This window comes from Allobosea sp. CRIB-10 (assembly GCF_900112185.1).
Lineage (GTDB): Bacteria > Pseudomonadota > Alphaproteobacteria > Rhizobiales > Beijerinckiaceae > Allobosea.
This window is the reverse complement of sequence record NZ_FOKP01000010.1, coordinates 127,583-146,458: the sequence shown is the minus strand read 5'-3', so window position 1 is coordinate 146,458 and position 18,876 is coordinate 127,583. Positions and strand designations below refer to the sequence as shown.

Below are 18,876 nucleotides of genomic sequence, written 5' to 3'. Positions count from 1 at the left end.
TCCCCGCTGAACCGGCGCCTCGATGAGCACCTTGACAATCATTTAGGCAAACGTTTGCCTAGCTTGTCAATCCCGAAGTGAGCCGGCATCTCTTGGACGCTGACTCGCTGGGCTAGCAGCGGGGATGGGAGCGCGATGAAGACCAGGGCCGCCAGGGCACATCACGGTTCGGTATCGCTCACCACGGTCGCGGAGGATACCGGCGTCTCGATCTCGACGGTGTCGCGCATCGTCAACGGCGAGAGCGGGCGGGCCTCGCCCGAGACGGTGGCGCGCGTCGAGGAGGCGATCGCGCGGCTGGGCTATCGGCCGAACCCGGTCGGCCGGGCGCTGCGCCAGCGCGCCAGCCGGGTCGTAGCGATGCTTTCGCCCAATCTCGACAACCCCGCCATGGCGGCGATTGCGGTCTCGACCGAGGCGGCCTTGCGGGCCGCCGGCTACGTCATGATCCTGTGCGACACGCATGACCGCGCCGAGTTGCAGGACGACTACCTCCAGGCGATGCGTGAGCAGTTCGTAGCCGGCTATGTCATGGTCAGCGCCGTGCGCAGCCGCGGGCTGGAGGAGACGCTCCGGCGCGGCGACCCGATGGTCTTCGTCGCGCGCCACAATCCGCTCGGCGGCGGCGCCTATGTCGGCATCGACAATCGCGCCGCCGGCGCCGATGCCGCCGATTTCATGCTGGCGCATGGCATCGAGCGGCCGGCCGTGCTGATGGCGGCGCAGAATGTCTCGAGCACCCAGGAACGCGCCTCGGGCTTCATCGACCGCCTCGTCGAACGCGGTGTCCCGGCCGATGCAATCCGCCGCGCCAGCGCGCCGGGGCTGTCGCATATCGAGATCGGCTATGCCGCCGCCAAGGCACTGGTGCAGGAGGGGGGCTGGCCGCAGGGCGCGCTCTGCGTCAGCGATCTGATCGCTTATGGCGCCTATCGGCTCGCCGTCGAAAGCAGCGTGGCGATCCCGCAGCGCTGCACCCTGGTCGGCGTCGACGGCAACGCGCTCAACCACTGGATCGCGCCGTGGCTGACCTCGATCCGCATCCCCTATGAGAGCTTCGGCGGGCATGTCGTCGCCCAGTTGCAATCGCTCTGGAGCGGCGAGCCGACCTCGGAGGTCCGCATCCCGCATGAACAGCCCATGGTCGGGCTCGCACAGAAGGGGACGGCATGAGCCTCATCGACCACGAGACCCAGCCGCTCGAGCAATGGCGCGAGGGCGTGATGACGCTGATGCGGGTCTCGGCGCTGGTGCGCTCGGCTCAGCTCTGCATCTTCGAGCAGTTCTGCGATCCCGGCCTCGGCGCGCCCCTTCATCTCCATGCCGTCGAGGAGGTGCTGGAGGTGATGGAAGGCGAGGCCGAGATTACGCTGCGCGGCGAAAACCTGACCTTACGCGCCAACCAGTCGATCGTGATCCCGGCCGGTGCCCGCCACGGCTTCCGCAATATCGGCAGCGGCATCCTCAAGGTCCGCGCCACCCTCGCCTCGCCGATCTTCGAAGCGAGCTATGACGACCGCGCCGAGCAGTCGCGGCGCTGGATACCCTGAGGCGTCCTTCGATGCCGCAGCCTAGCGCCCGGTTAGATAGCGCGCCAACCCAGCCGTCGAGGCATCATGCGCCTCAGCCGGCGCCTTGCCTTCGATCACCGGCAGCAGCGCCGTTGCCAGCTCCTTGCCGAGCTCGACGCCCCATTGGTCGAAGGCGTTGATGTCGAACACGGCCGCCTCGACGAAGACGCGGTGCTCATAGAGCGCGATCAGCCGCCCGAGCGTGAACGGATCGAGCTTGCGATAGGCGATGGTCACGCTCGGCCGGTTGCCGGGGAAGACCTTGTGCGGCGCCAGATGCTCGATTGCCTCCGCCGACAGCCCCTGCTTGGCGAGCTGCGCCTTTGCCTCCTCGAGCGTGCGGCCCTTCATCATCGCCTCGCTTTGGGCGAGGCAATTGGCGAGGAGCAGGCGGTGCTGATGGGCGAGCTCCGGCTCGTGCCCCTCCGCCGCGACCAGGAATTCGCAGGGGATGATGTCGGTGCCCTGGTGCAATAGCTGGAAGAAGGCGTGCTGGCCGTTGGTGCCGGGCTCGCCCCAGACCAGCGGGCCGCTCGGCCGCGTCACCGCCCCGCCCGCCTTATGCACGCGCTTGCCGTTCGACTCCATGTCGAGCTGCTGCAGATAGGCCGGCAGGCGCGCCAGGCGCTGGTCATAAGGCAGGACGGCACGGGCCGGATAGCCGCAGCTCTCGCGATGCCAGAGCCCGATCAGACCGAACAGAACGGGCAGGTTCTTGTCGAGCGGAGCGGTCCGGAAATGCTCGTCCATCGCATGCGCGCCGGCGAGGAAGGCGCGAAAGTTCTCAGGGCCGATCGCGATCATCACCGGCAGGCCGATCGCAGACCAGACCGAATAGCGCCCGCCGACCCAGTCCCAGAAGCCGAAGATCCGCTCCGGCTGGATGCCGAAGGCCGCGACCTTGTCGAGCGCGGTCGAGACCGCGGCGAAGTGCTTGGCGACCGCCTCTTCGCCGAGCGCCCCGGCGATCCAGCGCCGCGCCGTCGCGGCATTGGTCATGGTCTCGATCGTGGTGAAGGTCTTTGAGGCGACGATCACCAGCGTCCGGGCCGGGTCGAGCTTTGCCAGCGTGTCGGCGATATGGGCACCGTCGACATTGGAGACGTAATGCAGGCGCGGCCCGTCATGATAGGGCGCCAGCGCCAGCGTCGCCATCACGGGCCCAAGGTCGGAGCCGCCGATGCCGATATTGACGACATCGGTGAAGGGCTCGCTATCGGCAGCCGCGATCTTGCCGCTGCGAATGCCATCGGCGAAGGCGGACATCCGCTCCAGCACCGCGTTGATCTCGGGCATCACATCGACGCCGTCGACCTTGACCGGCCGGCCGGACTGGTTGCGCAGCGCCGTGTGCAGGACCGCGCGCTCTTCGGTGGTGTTGACCGGCTCGCCGGCGAACATCGCGTCGCGCTTGGCCTCGACATCCGCCGCCTGGGCGAGCGCGAGCAGCAACTCGATGGTCTCAGGCGTCACCGCCGTCTTGGAGTAGTCGAGCAGGAGATCGTCGAGCCGGACGGAAAAGCTGGCAAAGCGCTGCGGATCGGCGGCGAAGAGCTCGCGCAGATGCTGCGAGATAGTTCGGGTACGATGCGCGGAAAGATCCGCCCAGGCCTTCTCCAGCACGATCAGTCTCCGTGGCGATTGCGATCCGCCGCAGCAGCGGCAAGCCGAGGTAGCATATCGACAGCGGCGAGGTCACGGCGGCGCGTGGACTTGGCTGCCATGCAAAGAGATTACTCCGGCAGTGTTGGGCCCCCGAGTGAACGCCGGGCTCGGAGGATCATGCCACAGAGCTCAAGCTGCGGGATGGATGGCGCAAGGCCGTGTCGAACGGGTTGAGCATGGCGCCCAGCGTCGCGGCCTCCGCCTTGAGGATGGCGACGACGCCGGGCAGGCGCTCCGGCCGCAAGCGATCCGCCAATGTGCCGACGCTGAGGGCCGCGACGGCGCGCCCCTGCGCATCGAAGACCGGAACGCCGAGGCCCGCCATGCCCGGGATCAACCCGGTATTGAGATTGACCCAGCCCTGCTCACGCGCCTTTTCCAGTTCGACCCGTAGCCCCGCCTCGTCGAGGAAGCCGCGATCGAGCAGGCGCGGCACGTTGAAACGGATCACAGCCTCACGCTCGGCTTCGGGCAGATGGGCGAGGATGGCGAGGCTCCCCTGCCCCAGCCCGAGCGGCACCTTTCCGCCGATATCGCCGGTGAAGGAGCGGATCGGAAAGGGACCCTCGATCCGATCGAGGCAGACCGCTTCATAGCCATTGCGGACCAGCAGGAAGATCGTGTCGGTCAGCGTCGCCGAGAGGCGCAGCAGCACCGGCTTGGCGAGGTCGCGCAAGCCATCGGCATGGCCGGCGCGCGCCGCCAGCACGAAGAAGTCGAGCGCCAGCCGGTAGCGCTTGCCGATCTGCTCGACGAAGCCCTCGGCGGCGAGGTCCTGCAAGGCGCGATGCGCCGTCGGCTGACTGCAGCCGGCCTGCTCGGCGAGATCCTTCAGGCGAATGCCGCCGGCCTCGGCCGCCCCGACGAGGCGCAATAGGCCGAGCGCGCGACGCAGGCTGGACTGAGGCTCAGCAGAATCGATCATCCGCTCACGCTAATCGCGTCAAGTGATGGTGGCAATAAATTTCATATAACGGAATTATTGAGATTAAAATTCTCTTATGCGGAATTATTCGTTGACGAAATTCCACCGCTGCGGCTTCTGGAACGCATGAGGGCAAAAGACCCCGATGAGCGGGCGGGGCGAGCCAAGCGGGAGAGGTCATGAGCTTCCTGACGCTGGAGAAGCTGAGCAAGGTCTATGGCGATTTCGCCGCCGCGCGCGACATCGACCTCAGCGTCGCCAAGGGCGAGTTCGTCTCGCTGCTCGGCCCCTCCGGCTGCGGCAAGACCACGACGCTGCAGATGATCGCCGGGCTGGTCGAGCCGACCACCGGCACGATCATGCTCGATGGCCGCGACATCACCCGCGAGACACCGAACAAGCGCGGCCTTGGCATCGTCTTCCAGAGCTATGCGCTCTTCCCTCACATGACGGTCGCGCAGAACGTCGCCTTCGGCCTGGAGATGCGCAAGGTCGCCAAGGCCGAGCGCGACGAGCGCGTAGCGACCATGCTCGGCCTCGTCCATCTCGGCGGCTTCGCCGAGCGCTATCCGCGCCAGCTCTCCGGCGGCCAGCGCCAGCGCGTCGCCATCGCTCGGGCCCTCGTCATTCAGCCGCCGGTGCTGTTGCTCGACGAGCCGCTTTCCAATCTCGACGCCAAATTGCGCGAGGAGATGCAGTTCGAGCTGCGCCGCATCCAGCAGCGTGTCGGCACCACCACCATCATGGTGACGCATGACCAGGCCGAGGCGCTCTCGATCAGCGATCGCGTCGTGGTGATGGAGCAGGGCCGGATGACGCAGGTCGATGCGCCCTACAAGCTCTACGAGAACCCGGCGACACCGTTCATTTCCACCTTCGTCGGCAAGATGAACCGGCTGGACGGTGTCTGGCGCAAGGGCGCGGCGGAGATCGCCGGTATCGCCCTGCCCTCGGAAGCGAGCGGCTTCGTCGAAGGACAGGCGATCGCACTCTCGGTCCGCCCTGAAAAGATCGCCCTCAAACCCGCGGGTCAGGGCCGGCTCGACGGCACGATCGCCAATCGCTTCTTCCTCGGCGGTTCCTGGCTGTTCACAGTCGAGACGCCGGCGGGCGCCATCCTGGTCTCGGCCCCGAACGATGGCGAGGAGCCGGCCCGCGAAGGCGCCAAGGTCGCGCTCGACTGGGCCCTGGCGAGCCAGCGCATCGAGCCTCTGGCGCAGGGAGCGGCGGCATGAGCGTCGGGCGCTCCGCGGCGACACCGTTCTGGCTCGCCGGGCCGGGCGCGCTGCTCTTCCTCGGGCTCATCGTCCTGCCGCTGGTGCTGACGGTGATCCTGTCCTTCCACGCCTACGACCATACGACCGGCATCAAGAACGAGTTCATCCTTGCCCATTACGCGGCGGTGTTCTCGGACGACTATTATCTCGGCATCTTCTGGCGCACGCTGCGGCTCGCCGCGCTGACCACGCTGATCTGCGCCGTCATCGGCGCACCCGAGGCCTATATCCTGTCGCGGATGCGCGATCCCTGGCGCTCGGTCTTCCTGCTGGTGATCATCGGGCCGCTGCTCGTCTCGGTCGTCGTCCGCGCCTTCGGCTGGAGCATGCTGCTCGGCTCGACCGGCCTGGTGAATCAGTCGCTTCAGGCGTTCGGCTTCGACAGCGTCCGGCTGCTCTACACCGAGACCGCGATCGTGATCGCGCTCGTCCACGTCATGCTGCCCTTCATGGTGATCCCGGTCTGGACCGCGCTGCAGAAGCTCGATCCGATGGTCGAGGCCGCCGCCTGGAGCCTCGGCGCCTCGCACTTCACCGCCTTGCGCCGCGTGGTGCTGCCGCAGGTCTCGCTCGGCATGCTGTCGGGCAGCCTGATCGTCTTCGGCCTTTCGGCCTCGGCCTTCGCCATCCCGGGCCTGCTCGGCGGGCGCCGGCTCAAGATGGCGGCGACGCTGGTTTACGACGAATACATGCACGAGCTGAACTGGCCGCTCGGCGCGACGATCGCGATCATCGTCCTCGCCGCCAATCTCGTGATCATGCTGGCCTATAACCGCGTCGTCGAGACGCGAGCCCGCAAGGCTTTGGGGTGATCCCGATGCAGAAGAACGGCCCCGTCGCGCTCCTCTTCCACACCCTCGTCGTCGCCTTCGTGCTGGCGCCACTGGTGGTGATCTGCCTCGTCGCCTTCACCCCGGAGAACACGCTCTCGATCCCGACCACCAGCTTCTCGCTGCGCTGGTTCCGCGAGATCTTCCGCCATCCCGATTTCGTCGCCTCCTTCGTCAACAGCCTTTGGCTGGCGAGCCTCGCCGCGACGCTCTCGGTGGCGATTTCGGTGCCGGCCGCGCTCGCCATCGACCGCTACGACTTTCCCGGCCGCAATGCGCTGAACGCCCTTTTCCTCTCGCCGCTGATCATCCCGCATCTCGTGCTCGGCGTCGCCTTCCTGCGGCTCTTCGCGCTGATCGGCGCGACCGGCAGCTTCGCCTGGCTCGTCGCCTGCCATGTCGTGGTGATCACGCCCTATGTGCTGCGCCTGGTGATGGCGGCCTTCACCGGGCTCGACCGCTCGGCCGAGCAGGCGGCGATGACGCTGGGCGCCTCGCACTGGACGGTGTTTCGCCGCGTCACCGCGCCGATGATCCTGCCCGGCATCACCGGCGGCTGGCTGCTCGCCTTCATCAACAGCTTCGACGAGCTGACCATGTCGATCTTCGTGACCTCGCCGCAGACGGTGACCCTGCCGGTGCGGATGTACATGTACGCGACCGAATCAATCGATCCGATGATGGCCGCGGTGTCGGCGCTGATGATCGCGCTCACCGCCGCCGCCATGCTGGTGCTCGACCGCGCCTTCGGCCTCGACAAGATCCTGGTCGGGCAGAAGTGACATGCCGCTGCTGCATCGCCTCGTCCGCGCCGACCATCCGGCCATCCCCTTCAGCCTCGATGGCGAGCCTTGCGAGGGCCGCGCCGGCGACACCGTGCTGACCGCGATCCTGACCCAGGCCGAGCGCCTGCGCCTCTCCGAGTTCTCGGCCTCGCCGCGCGCCGGCTTCTGCCAGATGGGCGCCTGTCAGGATTGCTGGGTCGTGCTCGAGAACGGCGAGCGCCTGCGTGCCTGCTCGACGGCGTTGACCGCCGGCATGCGCATCCTCACCCGCCGTGCGAGGGCGGCATGAGCGGGGCGCTGACTGAACTGCGAGAGGCGCGGGAGCCCTCTCCCGTAACGGGGGAGGGTTGGGAGGGGGCCCTTCGAGGCCGCGTCCCTTCCGAAGCCTATGCTCCAGCCGTCGCGGGCGTCCCGGCCCCCTCTCCACCTCTCCCACGTTCCGGGAGAGAGAGCCTGTCGCGGTTCCACACCGTCTCCTCTGGCAGGGAACAGCATCGATGACCCTGACAGCACGCCCGCAACCGCTGATCGTCGGCGCCGGCCCCGCCGGCATCCGGGCTGCCGAGGCACTGGTCGCGGCCGGCATGCGTCCGCTCGTGGTCGACGAAGCGCCCGCTTGCGGCGGCCAGATCTATCGCCAGCGCCTCACTCCGGACGGGCGCTCCAGCCGCGACCTCTACGGCTCGGAGGCATCCAAGGCCGAGGCGCTGCATCGCGATTTCGCGGCGCTCGACGGCAAGCTCGATTACTGGCCGCAAGCGCTGCTCTGGAATCTGCGTGAGGGCCGGGCCGACATCATGGTCGAAGGCACCAGCCGGCAGGTCGCCTATGACGGCCTCCTGCTCGCCACCGGCGCCACCGACCGCATCCTGCCGATCCCCGGCTGGACCCTGCCCGGCGTCTTCACGCTGGGGGGCGCCCAGATCGCGCTGAAGAGCCAGGGCTGCGCCATAGGTTCGAGAATCGTCTTCCTCGGCTCGGGACCGCTGCTCTACCTCGTCGCCTGGCAGTACATGAAGGCTGGCGCCAAGGTCGCGGCGGTGCTCGACACCGCGCCCTTCGCCGCAAAGTTCAATCTGCTGCGCGGCCTGCCGCTCTTCCCGGGAATCGTACTGCGCGGCATGCGGATGACCGCAGAGCTGAAGCTGGGCGGTGTCGGCCTGCATTACGGCGTCGGCGATATCCGCATCGAGGGCAAGAACACGGTCGAGGCGGTCGCCTGGCGACAGTACGGGCTGGAGCATCGGCTCGCCTGCGACGGCGTCGGCTACGGCCTTGCTTTGCGCTCCGAAACCCAGCTCGCCGACCTCGCCGGCTGCCGCTTCGCCTTCGATCAGCGCGACCGCGCCGCCCTGCCCGAGCGCAACGCCGCCGGCCGGACCAGCGTCCCCGGCGTCTATCTCGCCGGCGACGGCGCCGGCATCGCCGGTGCGGATGCGGCCGAACGCTCCGGCGAACGCGCCGCGCTCGCTCTGCTGCAGGATCGCGGCCTGCCGCATGACGCTGGCCGCGCTGCCGCGCTTGAGGGCGAGCTCGCCCGCATTGCCCGCTTCCGCGCGGTGCTCGAAGCCGCCTTCCCCTTCCCGGCTCACTGGGTGAAGGACATCGCCGACGGCACCACGCTCTGTCGCTGCGAGGAGGTCACCGCCGGCGAGGTCCGTGCCGCGGTCGGCCGCTTCGGCGTGCATGAGCTCAACCGGCTGAAGGCCGTGAGCCGCGTCGGCATGGGGCGTTGCCAGGGCCGCGTCTGCGGGGCGGCAGCCGCCGAATTGCTCGCGCATGAGACGAACCGCGGCATCGAGGCCGTCGGCCGCCTGCGCAGCCAGGCACCGGTCAAGCCGGTGCCGCTGACGCTCGCGCTCGCCGCGCAGCAGGAGGCGGCGGAATGAGCCGGCGCCTTTCCGTCGACGTCGCGATCATCGGCGGCGGCCTTGTCGGCTCCTCGGCCGCGCTGGCGCTGCGCGGCATGGGCTTTTCCGTCGCTCTGATCGACAAGGGCTTTTGCGGCGCGCAGGCCTCGGGCGTGAACTATGGCGGCGTGCGCCGACAGGGCCGCCCGGTCGAGCAGCTGCCGCTCTCGCAACGGGCGCATGCGATCTGGCCGCGGCTCAAGGCGCTGATCGGCATCGACGGCGAATTCCTGCGTTCCGGCCATCTCAAGCTCGCCCGCAACGACGCCGACATGGCCTCGCTCGAAGCCTATGCGCAAGCCGTCGCCGAGCAGGGGCTCGATCTCGAACTGATCGGCCATAACGGCCTGCGCGAGCGCTTCGGCTGGATCGGCGACGGCGTCGTCGGTGCTTCCTTCTGTGCAGGCGACGGCCATGCCAATCCACGCCTGGTCGCGACCGGTTTCGCCGCCGCGGCGCGCCGGGCCGGCGTCGAGGTCCTGGAGAACACGGCGGTCGAAGACGTGACCCGCGACGGCGAGGGCTTCGCGCTCCAGGCCGCGAACAACCTTTCGCTGCGCGCCCGCTTCGTCATCAACAGCGCCGGTGCCTGGGCCGGTCCCTTCGCCGAAAGCTTCGGCGAGCCGGTGCCGCTCTCGCGCATCTACCCCTCCATGGTCGTCACCGAGCCGATGGAGCCGGTGATGTCGGTCAATATCGGCATGGAAGGCGGCGGCATCTATGCCCGCCAGGTCGAGCGCGGCAATGTCGTGGTCGGCGGCGAGCGCGCCTTACCGCTGGCCGATGCCGATTTCTCGCGGCCGCGCGGCGACGGCGCGATCGCGATCATGAACAACGCCGCCGCGCTGTTCCCGGCCCTGCGCCATGCCCAGGCGATCCGCTTCTGGAGCGGCACGGAAGGGGCCATGCCCGACAGAAACCCCGTGATCGGCCCGAGCGGAACCACGCCCGGCCTGATCCACGCCTTCGGCTTCACCGGCGCCGGCTTCCAGATCGCGCCGGGCGTCGGCGAGGTCATCGCCGAGCTCGTCCGCGACGGCGAGACCCAGACCCCGATCGAAGCCTTCTCGATCGGCCGCTTCAGAGAGACGTCCGCCCGCACCGACGCTGGCTCGGGTGCGGGGCGAAACCAAGAGCCGCAACATTAGAGGGGAGTTGAGCTTATGACCTATCGCACCATCCTGGCCGCCGGCGTCGCCGCCATGGCGCTCGCCGCCGCCGGCAGCGCCTTCGCCCAGTCGAAGACGCTCTATGTCGGCATGAACGGCGGCAATTTCGAGAAGACCTTCACCCAGGCCGTCTTCCCGGATTTCGAGAAGGCCAATGACGTCAAGGTCGTGGTCGTGCCCGGCACCTCCTCGGACATCCTCGCCAAGGCGACCGCGGCCAAGGACAAGCCGCAGATGCACGTCATGTTCCTCGATGACGGCGTCATGGTCCGCGCCATCGGCGCCGGCCTCTGCGAGAAGACGAAGCCCGGCCCCGAGCTTGCCGATCTCGCCCCCGGCACCCGCATGAAGGACGACATGGCCGTCGGCATCGATCTCGGCATGACCGGGCTCGGCTACAACAAGAAGCTATTCGACGAGAAGGGCTGGCCGGCGCCGACCTCGTGGATGGACCTCGCCGATCCCAAGTACAAGGGCAAGGTCGTGTTCCAGTCGGCCTCGGCCTCCTCCTTCGGCCTGCATGCCTTCCTGATGTTCAATCGCATCCAGGGCGGCACCGAGGCCAATGTCGAGCCGGGCTTCACCAAGTTCCGCGACACGATCGGCAAGAACGTGCTCGAATTCATCCCGAGTTCGGCCAAGATCGCCGAGATGGCGCAGACCGGCGAGGCCGCGATCTTCCCGCTCACCCCGACCGGCATCTCGACTCTGAAGGACAAGGGCATCGCCGTCGAATACGCCCAGCCGAAGGAAGGCTCGGTCGTGCTGATGGTCGCCCAATGCGTCATCGCCAGGAATTCCGAGCCGGAGCTGGCGCAGAAGCTCGCCGCTTATCTGCTCTCGCCGGAAGCCCAGTCCAAGGCGCTCGCCGCCGGCAACATCGTGCCCTCGAACACCAAGGCCAAGGCCTCGACGCCAGAGGCCGAGAAGAAGCTCGAGGCCTTCCACGCCAATATGAAGACCGCCGTCACCCTCGACTGGGACCAGATCAACGCCAAGCGGCCGGAATGGAACAGCCGCTGGAACAAGATGATCGAGCGCTGAGCGACGACATTTGCGACTGGCCCGCCGCCGGGGAAAAGCCCTGGCGGCGGGTTTCGTGCCATCAGGTGCTTTTAGACTGCACGCATTCCTTGCATTTTAAGGTTTGCCGTCCATGATCGTAGCGATTCCGGCGCGGCCCTGCCTGCTGTGAAGCGAACCGACATGGTGGTGGGATGACGCAGTCGGCCGCACTGGCCTCGCCAGCTCTCGGCGGGGATGAGCAGATCGAGACCCCGGCCAAGGCCAGCCTCGAAGAGCTGACGACGCGCCTCGCCAAGGCGCGTGGGGTCGAGGAGATCCTGCGGGTCGTCCGTGGCGGCGCCCGCAGGCTCGTCGGCGCCGACGGCATCAGCTTCGTCCTGCGCGAAGGCGACAAGTGCTTCTATGCCGACGAGGATGCGATCGGCCCGCTCTGGAAGGGCCAGCGCTTCCCGCTCGAACGCTGCATCTCCGGCTGGGCGATGCTGCATGGCGAGGCCGTCGTGATCGAGGATGTCTACGCCGACGATCGCATTCCGCACGCCGCCTATCGGCCGACCTTCGTGCAGAGCCTCGTCATGGTGCCGGTGCACGCCGACGATCCTGTCGCCGCGATCGGCGCCTATTGGGCGCGCCCGCACAAGCCCTCCGACGAGAGCGTCGAGATGCTCAAGCGCATCGCCAACAGCGCCGCGGTGGCGATGACCAATGTCGCGCTGTTCTCATCGCTCAATGCCGCGCGCGAGGAGGCGGTGCGCGCCAAGGATGCGCTGATACTCGCCATGGCCGCGCTCGCCGACACCCGCGACAACGAAACCGGCGACCATATCCGCCGGACCCAGCATTATGTCCGCGCACTGGCCGAGGCGGCACGCCAGCACGGGCTCTACCAGCCCGAGCTCGACGCCGGGCTGATCGAGCTCATGTACAAATCGGCGCCGCTGCACGATATCGGCAAGGTCGGCATCTCAGACGCCATCCTGCGCAAGCCCGGCAGGCTCGACGCCGAGGAATTCGCGATCATGCGCACCCATGCGAAGCTGGGGCGCGACGCCATCGCCAATGCCGAGCGCTATTTCGGTGGCACCACCAGCTTCCTGACCATCGCCAAGGAGATGGCCTATTCCCATCACGAGCGCTGGGACGGCAAAGGCTACCCGGAAGGCCTTGCCGGCGAAGCCATCCCGCTCTGCGGGCGGATCATGGCAATCGCCGATGTCTACGATGCCCTGGTCTCGGATCGGATCTACAAGGCCGCGATTCCGCATGCCGAGGCGGTAAAGGTGATCGAAAGCGAACGTGGCCGCCATTTCGATCCGGGGCTGGTCGATGTCTTCCTGGAGATCGCGCCGGTCTTCCAAGAGATCGGCAACCAATTCAGCAACCCGGTTTGAGCCTCCGATAGCGCGTTGGCCCACCGCCGGGCAGCGCGACGGCACTACGAGATTTGACAGGCGAGACCGTCCCGCTACAGTCCTGCAATCGATTACATCGCCGGTCAGGCGGCGATTGCGAGCTCCGGCAAGGAGCCGCGTTGTCGGGAGGTCGCGATGAAGACCATGAAGGGCCCTGGCCTTTTCCTCGCCCAGTTCGCCGGCGATGCGGCGCCTTTCAATTCGCTCGACGCCATCGGCCGCTGGGCCGCTTCCATGGGCTACAAGGGTGTGCAGATCCCGAGCTGGGACGCCCGCCTGTTCGATCTCGCCAGGGCCGCCGAATCCGACACCTATTGCGACGAGGTCAAGGGCACCCTTGCCCAATACGGTCTGGCGATCACCGAGCTATCGACCCATCTCCAGGGCCAGCTCGTCGCCGTCCATCCCGCCTTCGACGAGGCGTTCGACGGCTTCGCCGTGCCGGCGGTGCGCGGCAATCCGAAGGCGCGGCAGGAATGGGCGGTCGAGCAGATGAAGCTCGGCGCGAAGGCCTCGCGCCGCCTCGGCCTTTCCGCCAATGTCAGCTTCACCGGCGCGCTCGCCTGGCCCTTCGTCTACCCCTGGCCGCAACGCCCCGCCGGCCTGGTCGAGACCGCCTTCGAAGAGCTTGGGAAGCGCTGGCGCCCGATCCTCGACGCCTATGACGAGGCCGGTGTCGACCTCTGCTACGAGATCCATCCGGGCGAGGACGTCCATGACGGGGCGACCTTCGAGCGCTTCGTCGATGCGGTCGGCGGCCATCCCCGCGCCTGCATCAACTATGATCCCAGCCATTTCCTGTTGCAGCAGCTCGACTATCTCGCCTTCATCGACCTCTACCATGAGCGCATCAAGGCCTTCCATGTGAAGGACGCCGAGTTCAACCCGAATGGCCGCGTCGGCGTCTATGGCGGCTACGAGCCCTGGATCGACCGGGCCGGCCGCTTCCGCTCGCTCGGCGACGGCCAGGTCGATTTCGGCGGCATCTTCTCCAAGCTGGCGCAGTACGACTACGACTCCTGGGCCGTGCTCGAATGGGAATGCGCCCTGAAGCATCCCGAGGACGGCGCGCGCGAGGGTGCGGAGTTCATCGCCGCCCATATCATCCGGGTGACCGAGAAGGTCTTCGACGACTTCGCCGCGGGAGGCACTGACGAGGCGGCCAACCGGCGCATGCTCGGACTCGGCTGAAGGGGATAGCCATGGCGATCGAAGGCTCGACGACGCAAAGGCTCAACCGCCGCCTGCGCCTCGGCATGGTCGGCGGCGGGCGCGGGGCCTTCATCGGCGCGGTGCATCGCATCGCCGCAAGACTCGATGATCGCTGGCAGCTCGTCGCCGGTGCGCTCTCGTCAGATCCTGAGCGCGGGCGGCTCTCGGGCGAAGACCTGCTGCTCGACCCCGCCCGCCTCTATGCCGACGCCGAAGAGATGGCCAAGCGCGAGAAGCGCCGCAAGGACGGCATCGACGCGGTCGCGATCGTCACGCCCAACCACGCCCATGCACCGGCAGCCAAGGCCTTCCTCAAGGCCGGCATCCATGTGATCAGCGACAAGCCGCTGACGACGACCCTGCGCGAGGCGGAAAGCTTGGCCAAGCTCGCGAAGGACAGCGGGCTGATCTTCGCGGTAACCCACAACTATACGGGCTATCCGCTGGTCCGGCAGGCGCGGGCCATGGTCGCCGACGGCACGATCGGAAAGCTCCGCGTCGTCCAGGTCGAGTATGCCCAGGACTGGCTCGCGACACGGCTCGAGGACAGCGGCCAGAAGCAGGCGGAGTGGCGCACCGATCCGGCTCGATCAGGCCCGGCCGGTTCGATCGGCGATATCGGCAGCCATGCCTTCAACCTCGCGGAGTTCATCGCCGGCGACGAAGTCGAGGCGCTCTGCGCCGAGGCGCATGTCTTCGTCGAAGGCCGCCGGCTCGACGACAACGCCCATATGCTGCTGCGTTTCAAAAACGGCGCGCGCGGCATGCTCTGGTGCAGCCAGGTCGCCGCCGGCCAGGAGAACGGCTTGCGCATCCGCCTCTATGGCGAGAAGGGGGGCCTCGAATGGCAGCAGGAAAACCCCAACCTGCTGATCCATTCGCCGCTCGGCGAGCCGCCGCGCCTGATCCGCCGCAACGGCGCCGGCACTTACCCCGTCGCCAATGCCGCCTCGCGCGTGCCGGCTGGCCATCCCGAGGGCTATCTCGAAGGCTTCGCCCAGCTCTACGCCGATATCGCCGAGCAGATCACGGCCCGGATCGAAAGACGCGAGCCGGCCGCCTTCTCGACGCAGGTGCCGACCGTTACTGAGGGCGTCCGCGGCGTCCGCTTCATCGAGGCGGCCGTGCGCTCCTCGGCCAAAGGTGCGCGCTGGCTGGAACTTTGACGCCGACGATCCCGCTTGTCCTCCCTACCGGCCGCGCGGCATAAGCGGGGCCAACGACAGGGAGGACAGCGCCATGGAATTCCGCCCCGATATCGGCCAGCTCTCGCCGACCATGCGCGAGCATCTGGCGCCTGCCAACCTGCTGCGCGCCGGCATCAACCTCTCGAACTTCCTGCTGGTCTCCAGCCGCGACCCGCAGGGCGCGCCGCAAGGCGTCTCGCCGGACATGGCACGGGCGCTCGCCGACCATCTCGGCACCGGCCTGCGCTATGTGCCTTACGAGAATCCCGGCCTGCTCGCCGATGCCGCGCCTTGCGATGAATGGGATGTCGGCCTGATCGGCGCCGAGCCGCAGCGGGCCGAAGCGATCAGTTTCACGCCTGCCTATGCCGAGATCGAAGCGACCTATCTCGTCCGGGAAGCTTCGCCCTTGCGCGAGGTCGCCGATGTCGATGCTGAGGGCGTCCGCATCGCGGTCAGTGGCCGCGCCGCCTATGGGCTCTGGCTCGATCGCAACATCCGCCGGGGCGAGCTCGTCCGCTCCGGCTCGCTCGACGATTCCGCAAATGACTTCGTCGCCAAGGAGTTGGACGCGCTGGCCGGCCTGCGTCCCCGCCTGCTCAAGGATGTTCAGGCGATCCCCGGCACGCGCATCCTCGACGGCTATTTCATGACCGTGCAGCAGGCGATCGGCGTGCCCAAGGCCAAGGCCGAAGCGGCGGATTATCTCGCAAAATTCGTCGCTGTGGCGAAGGACTCAGGCTTCGTCGCAGCGCTGATCGCCAAGCACGGCGTGCAGGGGCTGAGCGTCGCACGTTGATCAGCCGTCATTCTCGGGCGAAGCGAAGCGCAGACCCGAGAATCTCATGACGAGAAGGCACTGGTTTCCGAGATGCTCGGGTCAAGCCCGAGCATGACGGGGGTGGTCATGTCCCATCCGTTCCGGCGCCGCAGACCAGCGCGCAGACCTTGCTGCCCGGCGCAGGCACGAAGCGTTTCGCCTGCAGCGCCGCGACCGCCGCAGCGCCCGAGAGATCGGCGGCGATGCCGAACTCGAACCAGAGCGATTGCGCCGCCCCCTCCATCTCGTCGTCGCTGACCAGCACGATCTCGTCGACATGTTTGGCGACCGCCTCATAGATCGCCTGGTCGGTGCGCCGGCACGACATCGTCGCGACCCGCGTCTCCAGCCTGTCGAGCGTCACCAGCTTGCCAGCTTCCAGGCAGGCATGCAGCGTCGGCGAGCCATAGGGCTCGACGCCGATGATCCGGGTCTGCGGCCTGAGCGCCTTCACCGCCGTCGACAGCCCGGTGATCAGCCCGCCGCCGCCGATCGCGACGAGGATGACATCGACATCGGGAATCTCGTCGAGGATGTCGAGGCCGAGCGTGCCCTGCCCGGCGACCACGACGGGATCGCTGAACGGATGCGCGTAGGTCGCGCCGGTCTCCCTGGCGTAGGCAAGCGCCGCGGCATTGGCATCGTCCCAGATCGCGCCGACGATCTCGACCTCGGCACCCCAGCGTTTCAGCTTGGCGACCTTGTCGGCGACGACATTGGACGGCAGGAAGATCTTGGCCCTGGCGCCGAGCACATGGGCCGAGCGGGCGATGGCGAGCCCGTGATTGCCGCCCGACGCCGTGACGACGCCGCGAGCAAGCTGCTCAGCCGAGAGCGTCAGTAGCCGGTTCATCGCGCCACGTGCCTTGAACGAGCCGGCCGCCTGCAGCAATTCGAGCTTCAGCGTCACCGTGCCGCCGAACTCGTCGCGCGAGCTGAGCTGGCCATAGGGCAGGATCGGCGTCTTGCGGATATGAGGCGCGATCCGCCAGCGCGCCGCGCGGATATCGTCAAGGCCGATCACGACAGCACTCCGCGATAGGGCGCCGCCACGATCAGGCAGCAATTGCCCGGCCGAACCCGCCCCGGCTGACGCCGTCCGTAGAGGATGCCGTCGGCGGCGTAATGCAGCGTCTCGGGCGGACGCGTCGGGTCCCAGGTGCAATGGATACGGCCTGCCGGCTGGCCGGCCCCGACCTTTTCGCCATTGGCGTGGAAGGGTTCGAAGACTCCATCGACCGTCGCATAGACATACGCCGAGGTACCGGGCAGTTCGAGCACCTGCCCGTCGCCGCGCCGCGGCTCCGGCTTGTCGCGAGCGACGATGCCGAGATGATCGAGCACATTGGCGACGCCGCGCCGGCAGATCTTCAGCGCGTCGAGCGAGACCGTGCCGGCGCCCGCCATTTCCGTCCCGACGGTGACGAGCCCCTGCCGGCAGGCGGTCGCCGTCGCGGTGCGCGGCTCGCCGAGATTGGAGATCACCACCGTCATCGGCGCATCGAAGGCCTGCACCGCCGCGACATTGCTCTTGTGCAGCTGCGGATCGTCGCTCGGCTCGACGATCGCGCTCGGGATGATGTCGAGCGAGGAGCCGCCGGAATGCAGGTCGAGGAAGGCATCGCCGAGCGGCAGGATATGGTCGCTGACGAAGGCTGAGATCTGCTGGGTGATGGTGCCGCGCGGATCGCCCGGGAAGGTGCGGTTGAAATTGAGCCCGTCGACGCTCGAGGTCCGTTTTCCCGCGATGACGGCATGGACATTGTTCGCCGGCATCAGGATGAGGCGGCCCTGCACGCGGCCGGGGTCGAGATCGCGGATCAGGTCGCAGATCGCGATCGGCCCTTCATACTCGTCGCCATGATTGCCGCCTTCGAGGATCGCGGTCGGACCCGAGCCGTTCTTGATGATCGCGACCGGGATCCGTGTCGCGCCCCAGGCATCGTCGTCAGGCGAATGCGGGATCATCAGGAAGCCGACCTGCTTGCCGTCCTTCTCCGGATCGACGGTGAGGAAGGCGGAGGACGGGCGCGGCGTCGGCTTCTGGCGGGGGCTGGTCATGGCGGGGCTCTTGGAAAATGCGACGGCTTCAGGGACGGCCGCGGGGAGCCCCTCTCCTGGAAGGAGAGGGGCAGGGGTGAGGTGTTCGGACTGGAAACGCTGGCCTGAACCCAACCGCGCGGTCAGGCCTCGCGGAGCTAGTCACAGGGCCCACACCTCACCCTGCCCTCTCCTTACAAGAGGGTTCCTCGCGCCTGTTTTGGTTGCCGATCGGCTGTTACAGCGTCGGCAGAGGGTCCATCGGCATGTCCAGATACTTCTTGTGCAGCCGGTCGAGCTCGCCATTGATCGAGGCGTAGAAGATGAAGCTGTCGAGCCAGCGCACGAGATTATGCTGGTCCATCTGCACGCCCATATGCGCCGGGCTGCGGCGGATGACGAATTTGCGCTCGAACTCCTTGCTCGGGTTCTGCTTGGCGAGCGCCTGGGCGACGATCGAGTTGGTCGCGAGCAGGTCGGCCTGGCCGGTGATGTAGGCGGCGGCAGCGGTCGCGTCGTCCTCGGTGCGCATCACATTCGCCTTCGGGGCGGATTCCGTGATGGCGAGTTCCTGCGTCGTGCCCTTGGCGGCGGCGACGCGGTTGGAACCGAGCGTCTCCGGGCTGGTCACATTCGCCGATTTCGCGCCGTAGACGGCGAGGAAGGTGTTGGCATAAGGCGCCGTGAACTGGATCTGCCGGGCGCGCTCCGGCGACAGCCCCATCACCGAGATGACGATGTCGACCTTGTCGGTGAGCAGGAAGGGAATGCGGTTGGCGCCGGTGATCTGCTGCATCTCCAGCTTCACGCCGAGGCCCTTGGCGACCATCTCGGCGAGCTCGATGTCGAATCCGACCGCCTTGCGGTTGGCATCCTGCGAGCCGAAGGGCGGCGCGTCGAGCGGCACGCCGATGCGCACCACGCCCTTGGACAGGATGTCCTGGAGCTTGTCGGCCTTGGCCTCGACCGCACCGAATGCGGCGATCGCCATCGCCGCAAGCCCTGCTAGGAATGTTCTGCCTGCAAACAGCTTACGCATGTTGTCCT

Annotated in this window: 18 protein-coding genes; 13 read left to right on the top strand and 5 right to left on the bottom strand. The window is 67.6% G+C overall.

The window, feature by feature from the left end; all coding sequences use genetic code 11:
• Nucleotides 1-135: 135 nt before the first annotated feature.
• Together BMZ69_RS14810 and BMZ69_RS14805 are read left to right on the top strand one after the other, a co-directional pair.
• Nucleotides 136-1,173, top strand: a complete 1,038-nt coding sequence (locus tag BMZ69_RS14810) for a LacI family DNA-binding transcriptional regulator (RefSeq protein WP_092157796.1) — start codon at nucleotides 136-138, stop codon at nucleotides 1,171-1,173.
• Nucleotides 1,170-1,550: a cupin domain-containing protein gene (locus BMZ69_RS14805; protein ID WP_092157794.1), complete on the top strand. Its 381-nt coding sequence runs from the start codon at nucleotides 1,170-1,172 to the stop codon at nucleotides 1,548-1,550. The genes BMZ69_RS14810 and BMZ69_RS14805 overlap by 4 nt, the downstream gene beginning before the upstream one ends.
• A 21-nt stretch (nucleotides 1,551-1,571) precedes the next feature.
• Here the strand turns inward: BMZ69_RS14805 and pgi are convergent, their stop codons facing one another.
• Nucleotides 1,572-3,194, bottom strand: coding sequence for a glucose-6-phosphate isomerase (gene pgi, locus BMZ69_RS14800; protein WP_244543374.1), 1,623 nt, complete (start codon nucleotides 3,192-3,194; stop codon nucleotides 1,572-1,574).
• A 157-nt stretch (nucleotides 3,195-3,351) separates the two neighbouring features.
• Nucleotides 3,352-4,161 carry an IclR family transcriptional regulator gene (locus BMZ69_RS14795; protein WP_092157790.1) on the bottom strand — a complete coding sequence of 270 codons (810 nt, stop codon included), beginning with the start codon at nucleotides 4,159-4,161 and terminating at the stop codon, nucleotides 3,352-3,354.
• Between the two features lie 179 nt (nucleotides 4,162-4,340).
• Between BMZ69_RS14795 and BMZ69_RS14790 the strand changes: the two genes are divergently transcribed.
• The 11 genes from BMZ69_RS14790 (at nucleotide 4,341) to BMZ69_RS14740 (ending at nucleotide 15,768) form a co-directional block, all read left to right on the top strand.
• Nucleotides 4,341-5,396, top strand: coding sequence for an ABC transporter ATP-binding protein (locus BMZ69_RS14790; protein WP_092157788.1), 1,056 nt, complete (start codon nucleotides 4,341-4,343; stop codon nucleotides 5,394-5,396).
• The gene (locus BMZ69_RS14785; protein ID WP_092157786.1) at nucleotides 5,393-6,250 is read left to right on the top strand and encodes an ABC transporter permease; all 858 of its coding nucleotides are present in this window, start codon (nucleotides 5,393-5,395) and stop codon (nucleotides 6,248-6,250) included. The genes BMZ69_RS14790 and BMZ69_RS14785 overlap by 4 nt, the downstream gene beginning before the upstream one ends.
• Nucleotides 6,251-6,255: 5 nt before the next feature.
• Nucleotides 6,256-7,050, top strand: coding sequence for an ABC transporter permease (locus tag BMZ69_RS14780; protein WP_092157898.1), 795 nt, complete (start codon nucleotides 6,256-6,258; stop codon nucleotides 7,048-7,050).
• A gap of 1 nt (nucleotide 7,051) precedes the next feature.
• Entirely contained in the window at nucleotides 7,052-7,342 is a 291-nt protein-coding gene (locus BMZ69_RS14775; protein ID WP_092157784.1) for a (2Fe-2S)-binding protein, read from the top strand.
• A 208-nt stretch (nucleotides 7,343-7,550) separates the two neighbouring features.
• Complete coding sequence (locus tag BMZ69_RS14770) at nucleotides 7,551-8,942, top strand: NAD(P)/FAD-dependent oxidoreductase (protein WP_092157782.1); 1,392 nt, start codon at nucleotides 7,551-7,553, stop codon at nucleotides 8,940-8,942.
• The gene (locus tag BMZ69_RS14765; RefSeq protein ID WP_092157780.1) at nucleotides 8,939-10,111 is read left to right on the top strand and encodes an NAD(P)/FAD-dependent oxidoreductase; all 1,173 of its coding nucleotides are present in this window, start codon (nucleotides 8,939-8,941) and stop codon (nucleotides 10,109-10,111) included. Before BMZ69_RS14770 ends, BMZ69_RS14765 begins: the two co-directional genes overlap by 4 nt.
• Nucleotides 10,112-10,165: 54 nt before the next feature.
• Nucleotides 10,166-11,176 (top strand): polyamine ABC transporter substrate-binding protein, encoded by a 1,011-nt coding sequence (locus BMZ69_RS14760; RefSeq protein WP_092157896.1) that lies wholly within the window; start codon nucleotides 10,166-10,168, stop codon nucleotides 11,174-11,176.
• A 173-nt stretch (nucleotides 11,177-11,349) separates the two neighbouring features.
• A complete protein-coding gene (locus BMZ69_RS31895) occupies nucleotides 11,350-12,549 on the top strand; it encodes an HD-GYP domain-containing protein (protein WP_210188027.1) in 1,200 nt (399 codons plus the stop codon).
• Between the two features lie 156 nt (nucleotides 12,550-12,705).
• Complete coding sequence (locus BMZ69_RS14750; RefSeq protein ID WP_092157778.1) at nucleotides 12,706-13,761, top strand: sugar phosphate isomerase/epimerase family protein; 1,056 nt, start codon at nucleotides 12,706-12,708, stop codon at nucleotides 13,759-13,761.
• 11 nt (nucleotides 13,762-13,772) lie between these two features.
• Entirely contained in the window at nucleotides 13,773-14,948 is a 1,176-nt protein-coding gene (locus BMZ69_RS14745; RefSeq protein ID WP_092157776.1) for a Gfo/Idh/MocA family protein, read from the top strand.
• A 73-nt stretch (nucleotides 14,949-15,021) separates the two neighbouring features.
• Nucleotides 15,022-15,768, top strand: coding sequence for a transporter substrate-binding domain-containing protein (locus tag BMZ69_RS14740; RefSeq protein WP_210188026.1), 747 nt, complete (start codon nucleotides 15,022-15,024; stop codon nucleotides 15,766-15,768).
• Nucleotides 15,769-15,874: 106 nt separating this feature from the next.
• On the opposite strand, the gene BMZ69_RS14735 is transcribed toward BMZ69_RS14740, so the two are convergent.
• The 3 genes from BMZ69_RS14735 to BMZ69_RS14725 form a co-directional block, all read right to left on the bottom strand.
• Complete coding sequence (locus tag BMZ69_RS14735) at nucleotides 15,875-16,813, bottom strand: threonine ammonia-lyase (protein WP_092157774.1); 939 nt, start codon at nucleotides 16,811-16,813, stop codon at nucleotides 15,875-15,877.
• A complete protein-coding gene (locus BMZ69_RS14730; protein WP_092157772.1) occupies nucleotides 16,810-17,850 on the bottom strand; it encodes a succinylglutamate desuccinylase/aspartoacylase family protein in 1,041 nt (346 codons plus the stop codon). Before BMZ69_RS14730 ends, BMZ69_RS14735 begins: the two co-directional genes overlap by 4 nt.
• 217 nt (nucleotides 17,851-18,067) lie before the next feature.
• Nucleotides 18,068-18,868, bottom strand: a complete 801-nt coding sequence (locus tag BMZ69_RS14725) for a transporter substrate-binding domain-containing protein (protein ID WP_092157768.1) — start codon at nucleotides 18,866-18,868, stop codon at nucleotides 18,068-18,070.
• Nucleotides 18,869-18,876 lie beyond the last annotated feature (8 nt).

Excerpts from the sequence above, each read along its gene's own strand:
- BMZ69_RS14810 (WP_092157796.1), top strand. The coding sequence starts at position 136 with ATGAAGACCAGGGCCGCCAGGGCACATCACGGTTCGGTATCGCTCACC.
- BMZ69_RS14805 (WP_092157794.1), top strand. The coding sequence starts at position 1,170 with ATGAGCCTCATCGACCACGAGACCCAGCCGCTCGAGCAATGGCGCGAG.
- BMZ69_RS14795 (WP_092157790.1), bottom strand. The coding sequence starts at position 4,161 with ATGATCGATTCTGCTGAGCCTCAGTCCAGCCTGCGTCGCGCGCTCGGC.
- BMZ69_RS14790 (WP_092157788.1), top strand. The coding sequence starts at position 4,341 with ATGAGCTTCCTGACGCTGGAGAAGCTGAGCAAGGTCTATGGCGATTTC.
- BMZ69_RS14785 (WP_092157786.1), top strand. The coding sequence starts at position 5,393 with ATGAGCGTCGGGCGCTCCGCGGCGACACCGTTCTGGCTCGCCGGGCCG.
- BMZ69_RS14780 (WP_092157898.1), top strand. The coding sequence starts at position 6,256 with ATGCAGAAGAACGGCCCCGTCGCGCTCCTCTTCCACACCCTCGTCGTC.
- BMZ69_RS14775 (WP_092157784.1), top strand. The coding sequence starts at position 7,052 with ATGCCGCTGCTGCATCGCCTCGTCCGCGCCGACCATCCGGCCATCCCC.
- BMZ69_RS14770 (WP_092157782.1), top strand. The coding sequence starts at position 7,551 with ATGACCCTGACAGCACGCCCGCAACCGCTGATCGTCGGCGCCGGCCCC.
- BMZ69_RS14765 (WP_092157780.1), top strand. The coding sequence starts at position 8,939 with ATGAGCCGGCGCCTTTCCGTCGACGTCGCGATCATCGGCGGCGGCCTT.
- BMZ69_RS14760 (WP_092157896.1), top strand. The coding sequence starts at position 10,166 with ATGGCGCTCGCCGCCGCCGGCAGCGCCTTCGCCCAGTCGAAGACGCTC.
- BMZ69_RS31895 (WP_210188027.1), top strand. The coding sequence starts at position 11,350 with ATGACGCAGTCGGCCGCACTGGCCTCGCCAGCTCTCGGCGGGGATGAG.
- BMZ69_RS14750 (WP_092157778.1), top strand. The coding sequence starts at position 12,706 with ATGAAGACCATGAAGGGCCCTGGCCTTTTCCTCGCCCAGTTCGCCGGC.
- BMZ69_RS14745 (WP_092157776.1), top strand. The coding sequence starts at position 13,773 with ATGGCGATCGAAGGCTCGACGACGCAAAGGCTCAACCGCCGCCTGCGC.
- BMZ69_RS14740 (WP_210188026.1), top strand. The coding sequence starts at position 15,022 with ATGGAATTCCGCCCCGATATCGGCCAGCTCTCGCCGACCATGCGCGAG.
- BMZ69_RS14730 (WP_092157772.1), bottom strand. The coding sequence starts at position 17,850 with ATGACCAGCCCCCGCCAGAAGCCGACGCCGCGCCCGTCCTCCGCCTTC.
- BMZ69_RS14725 (WP_092157768.1), bottom strand. The coding sequence starts at position 18,868 with ATGCGTAAGCTGTTTGCAGGCAGAACATTCCTAGCAGGGCTTGCGGCG.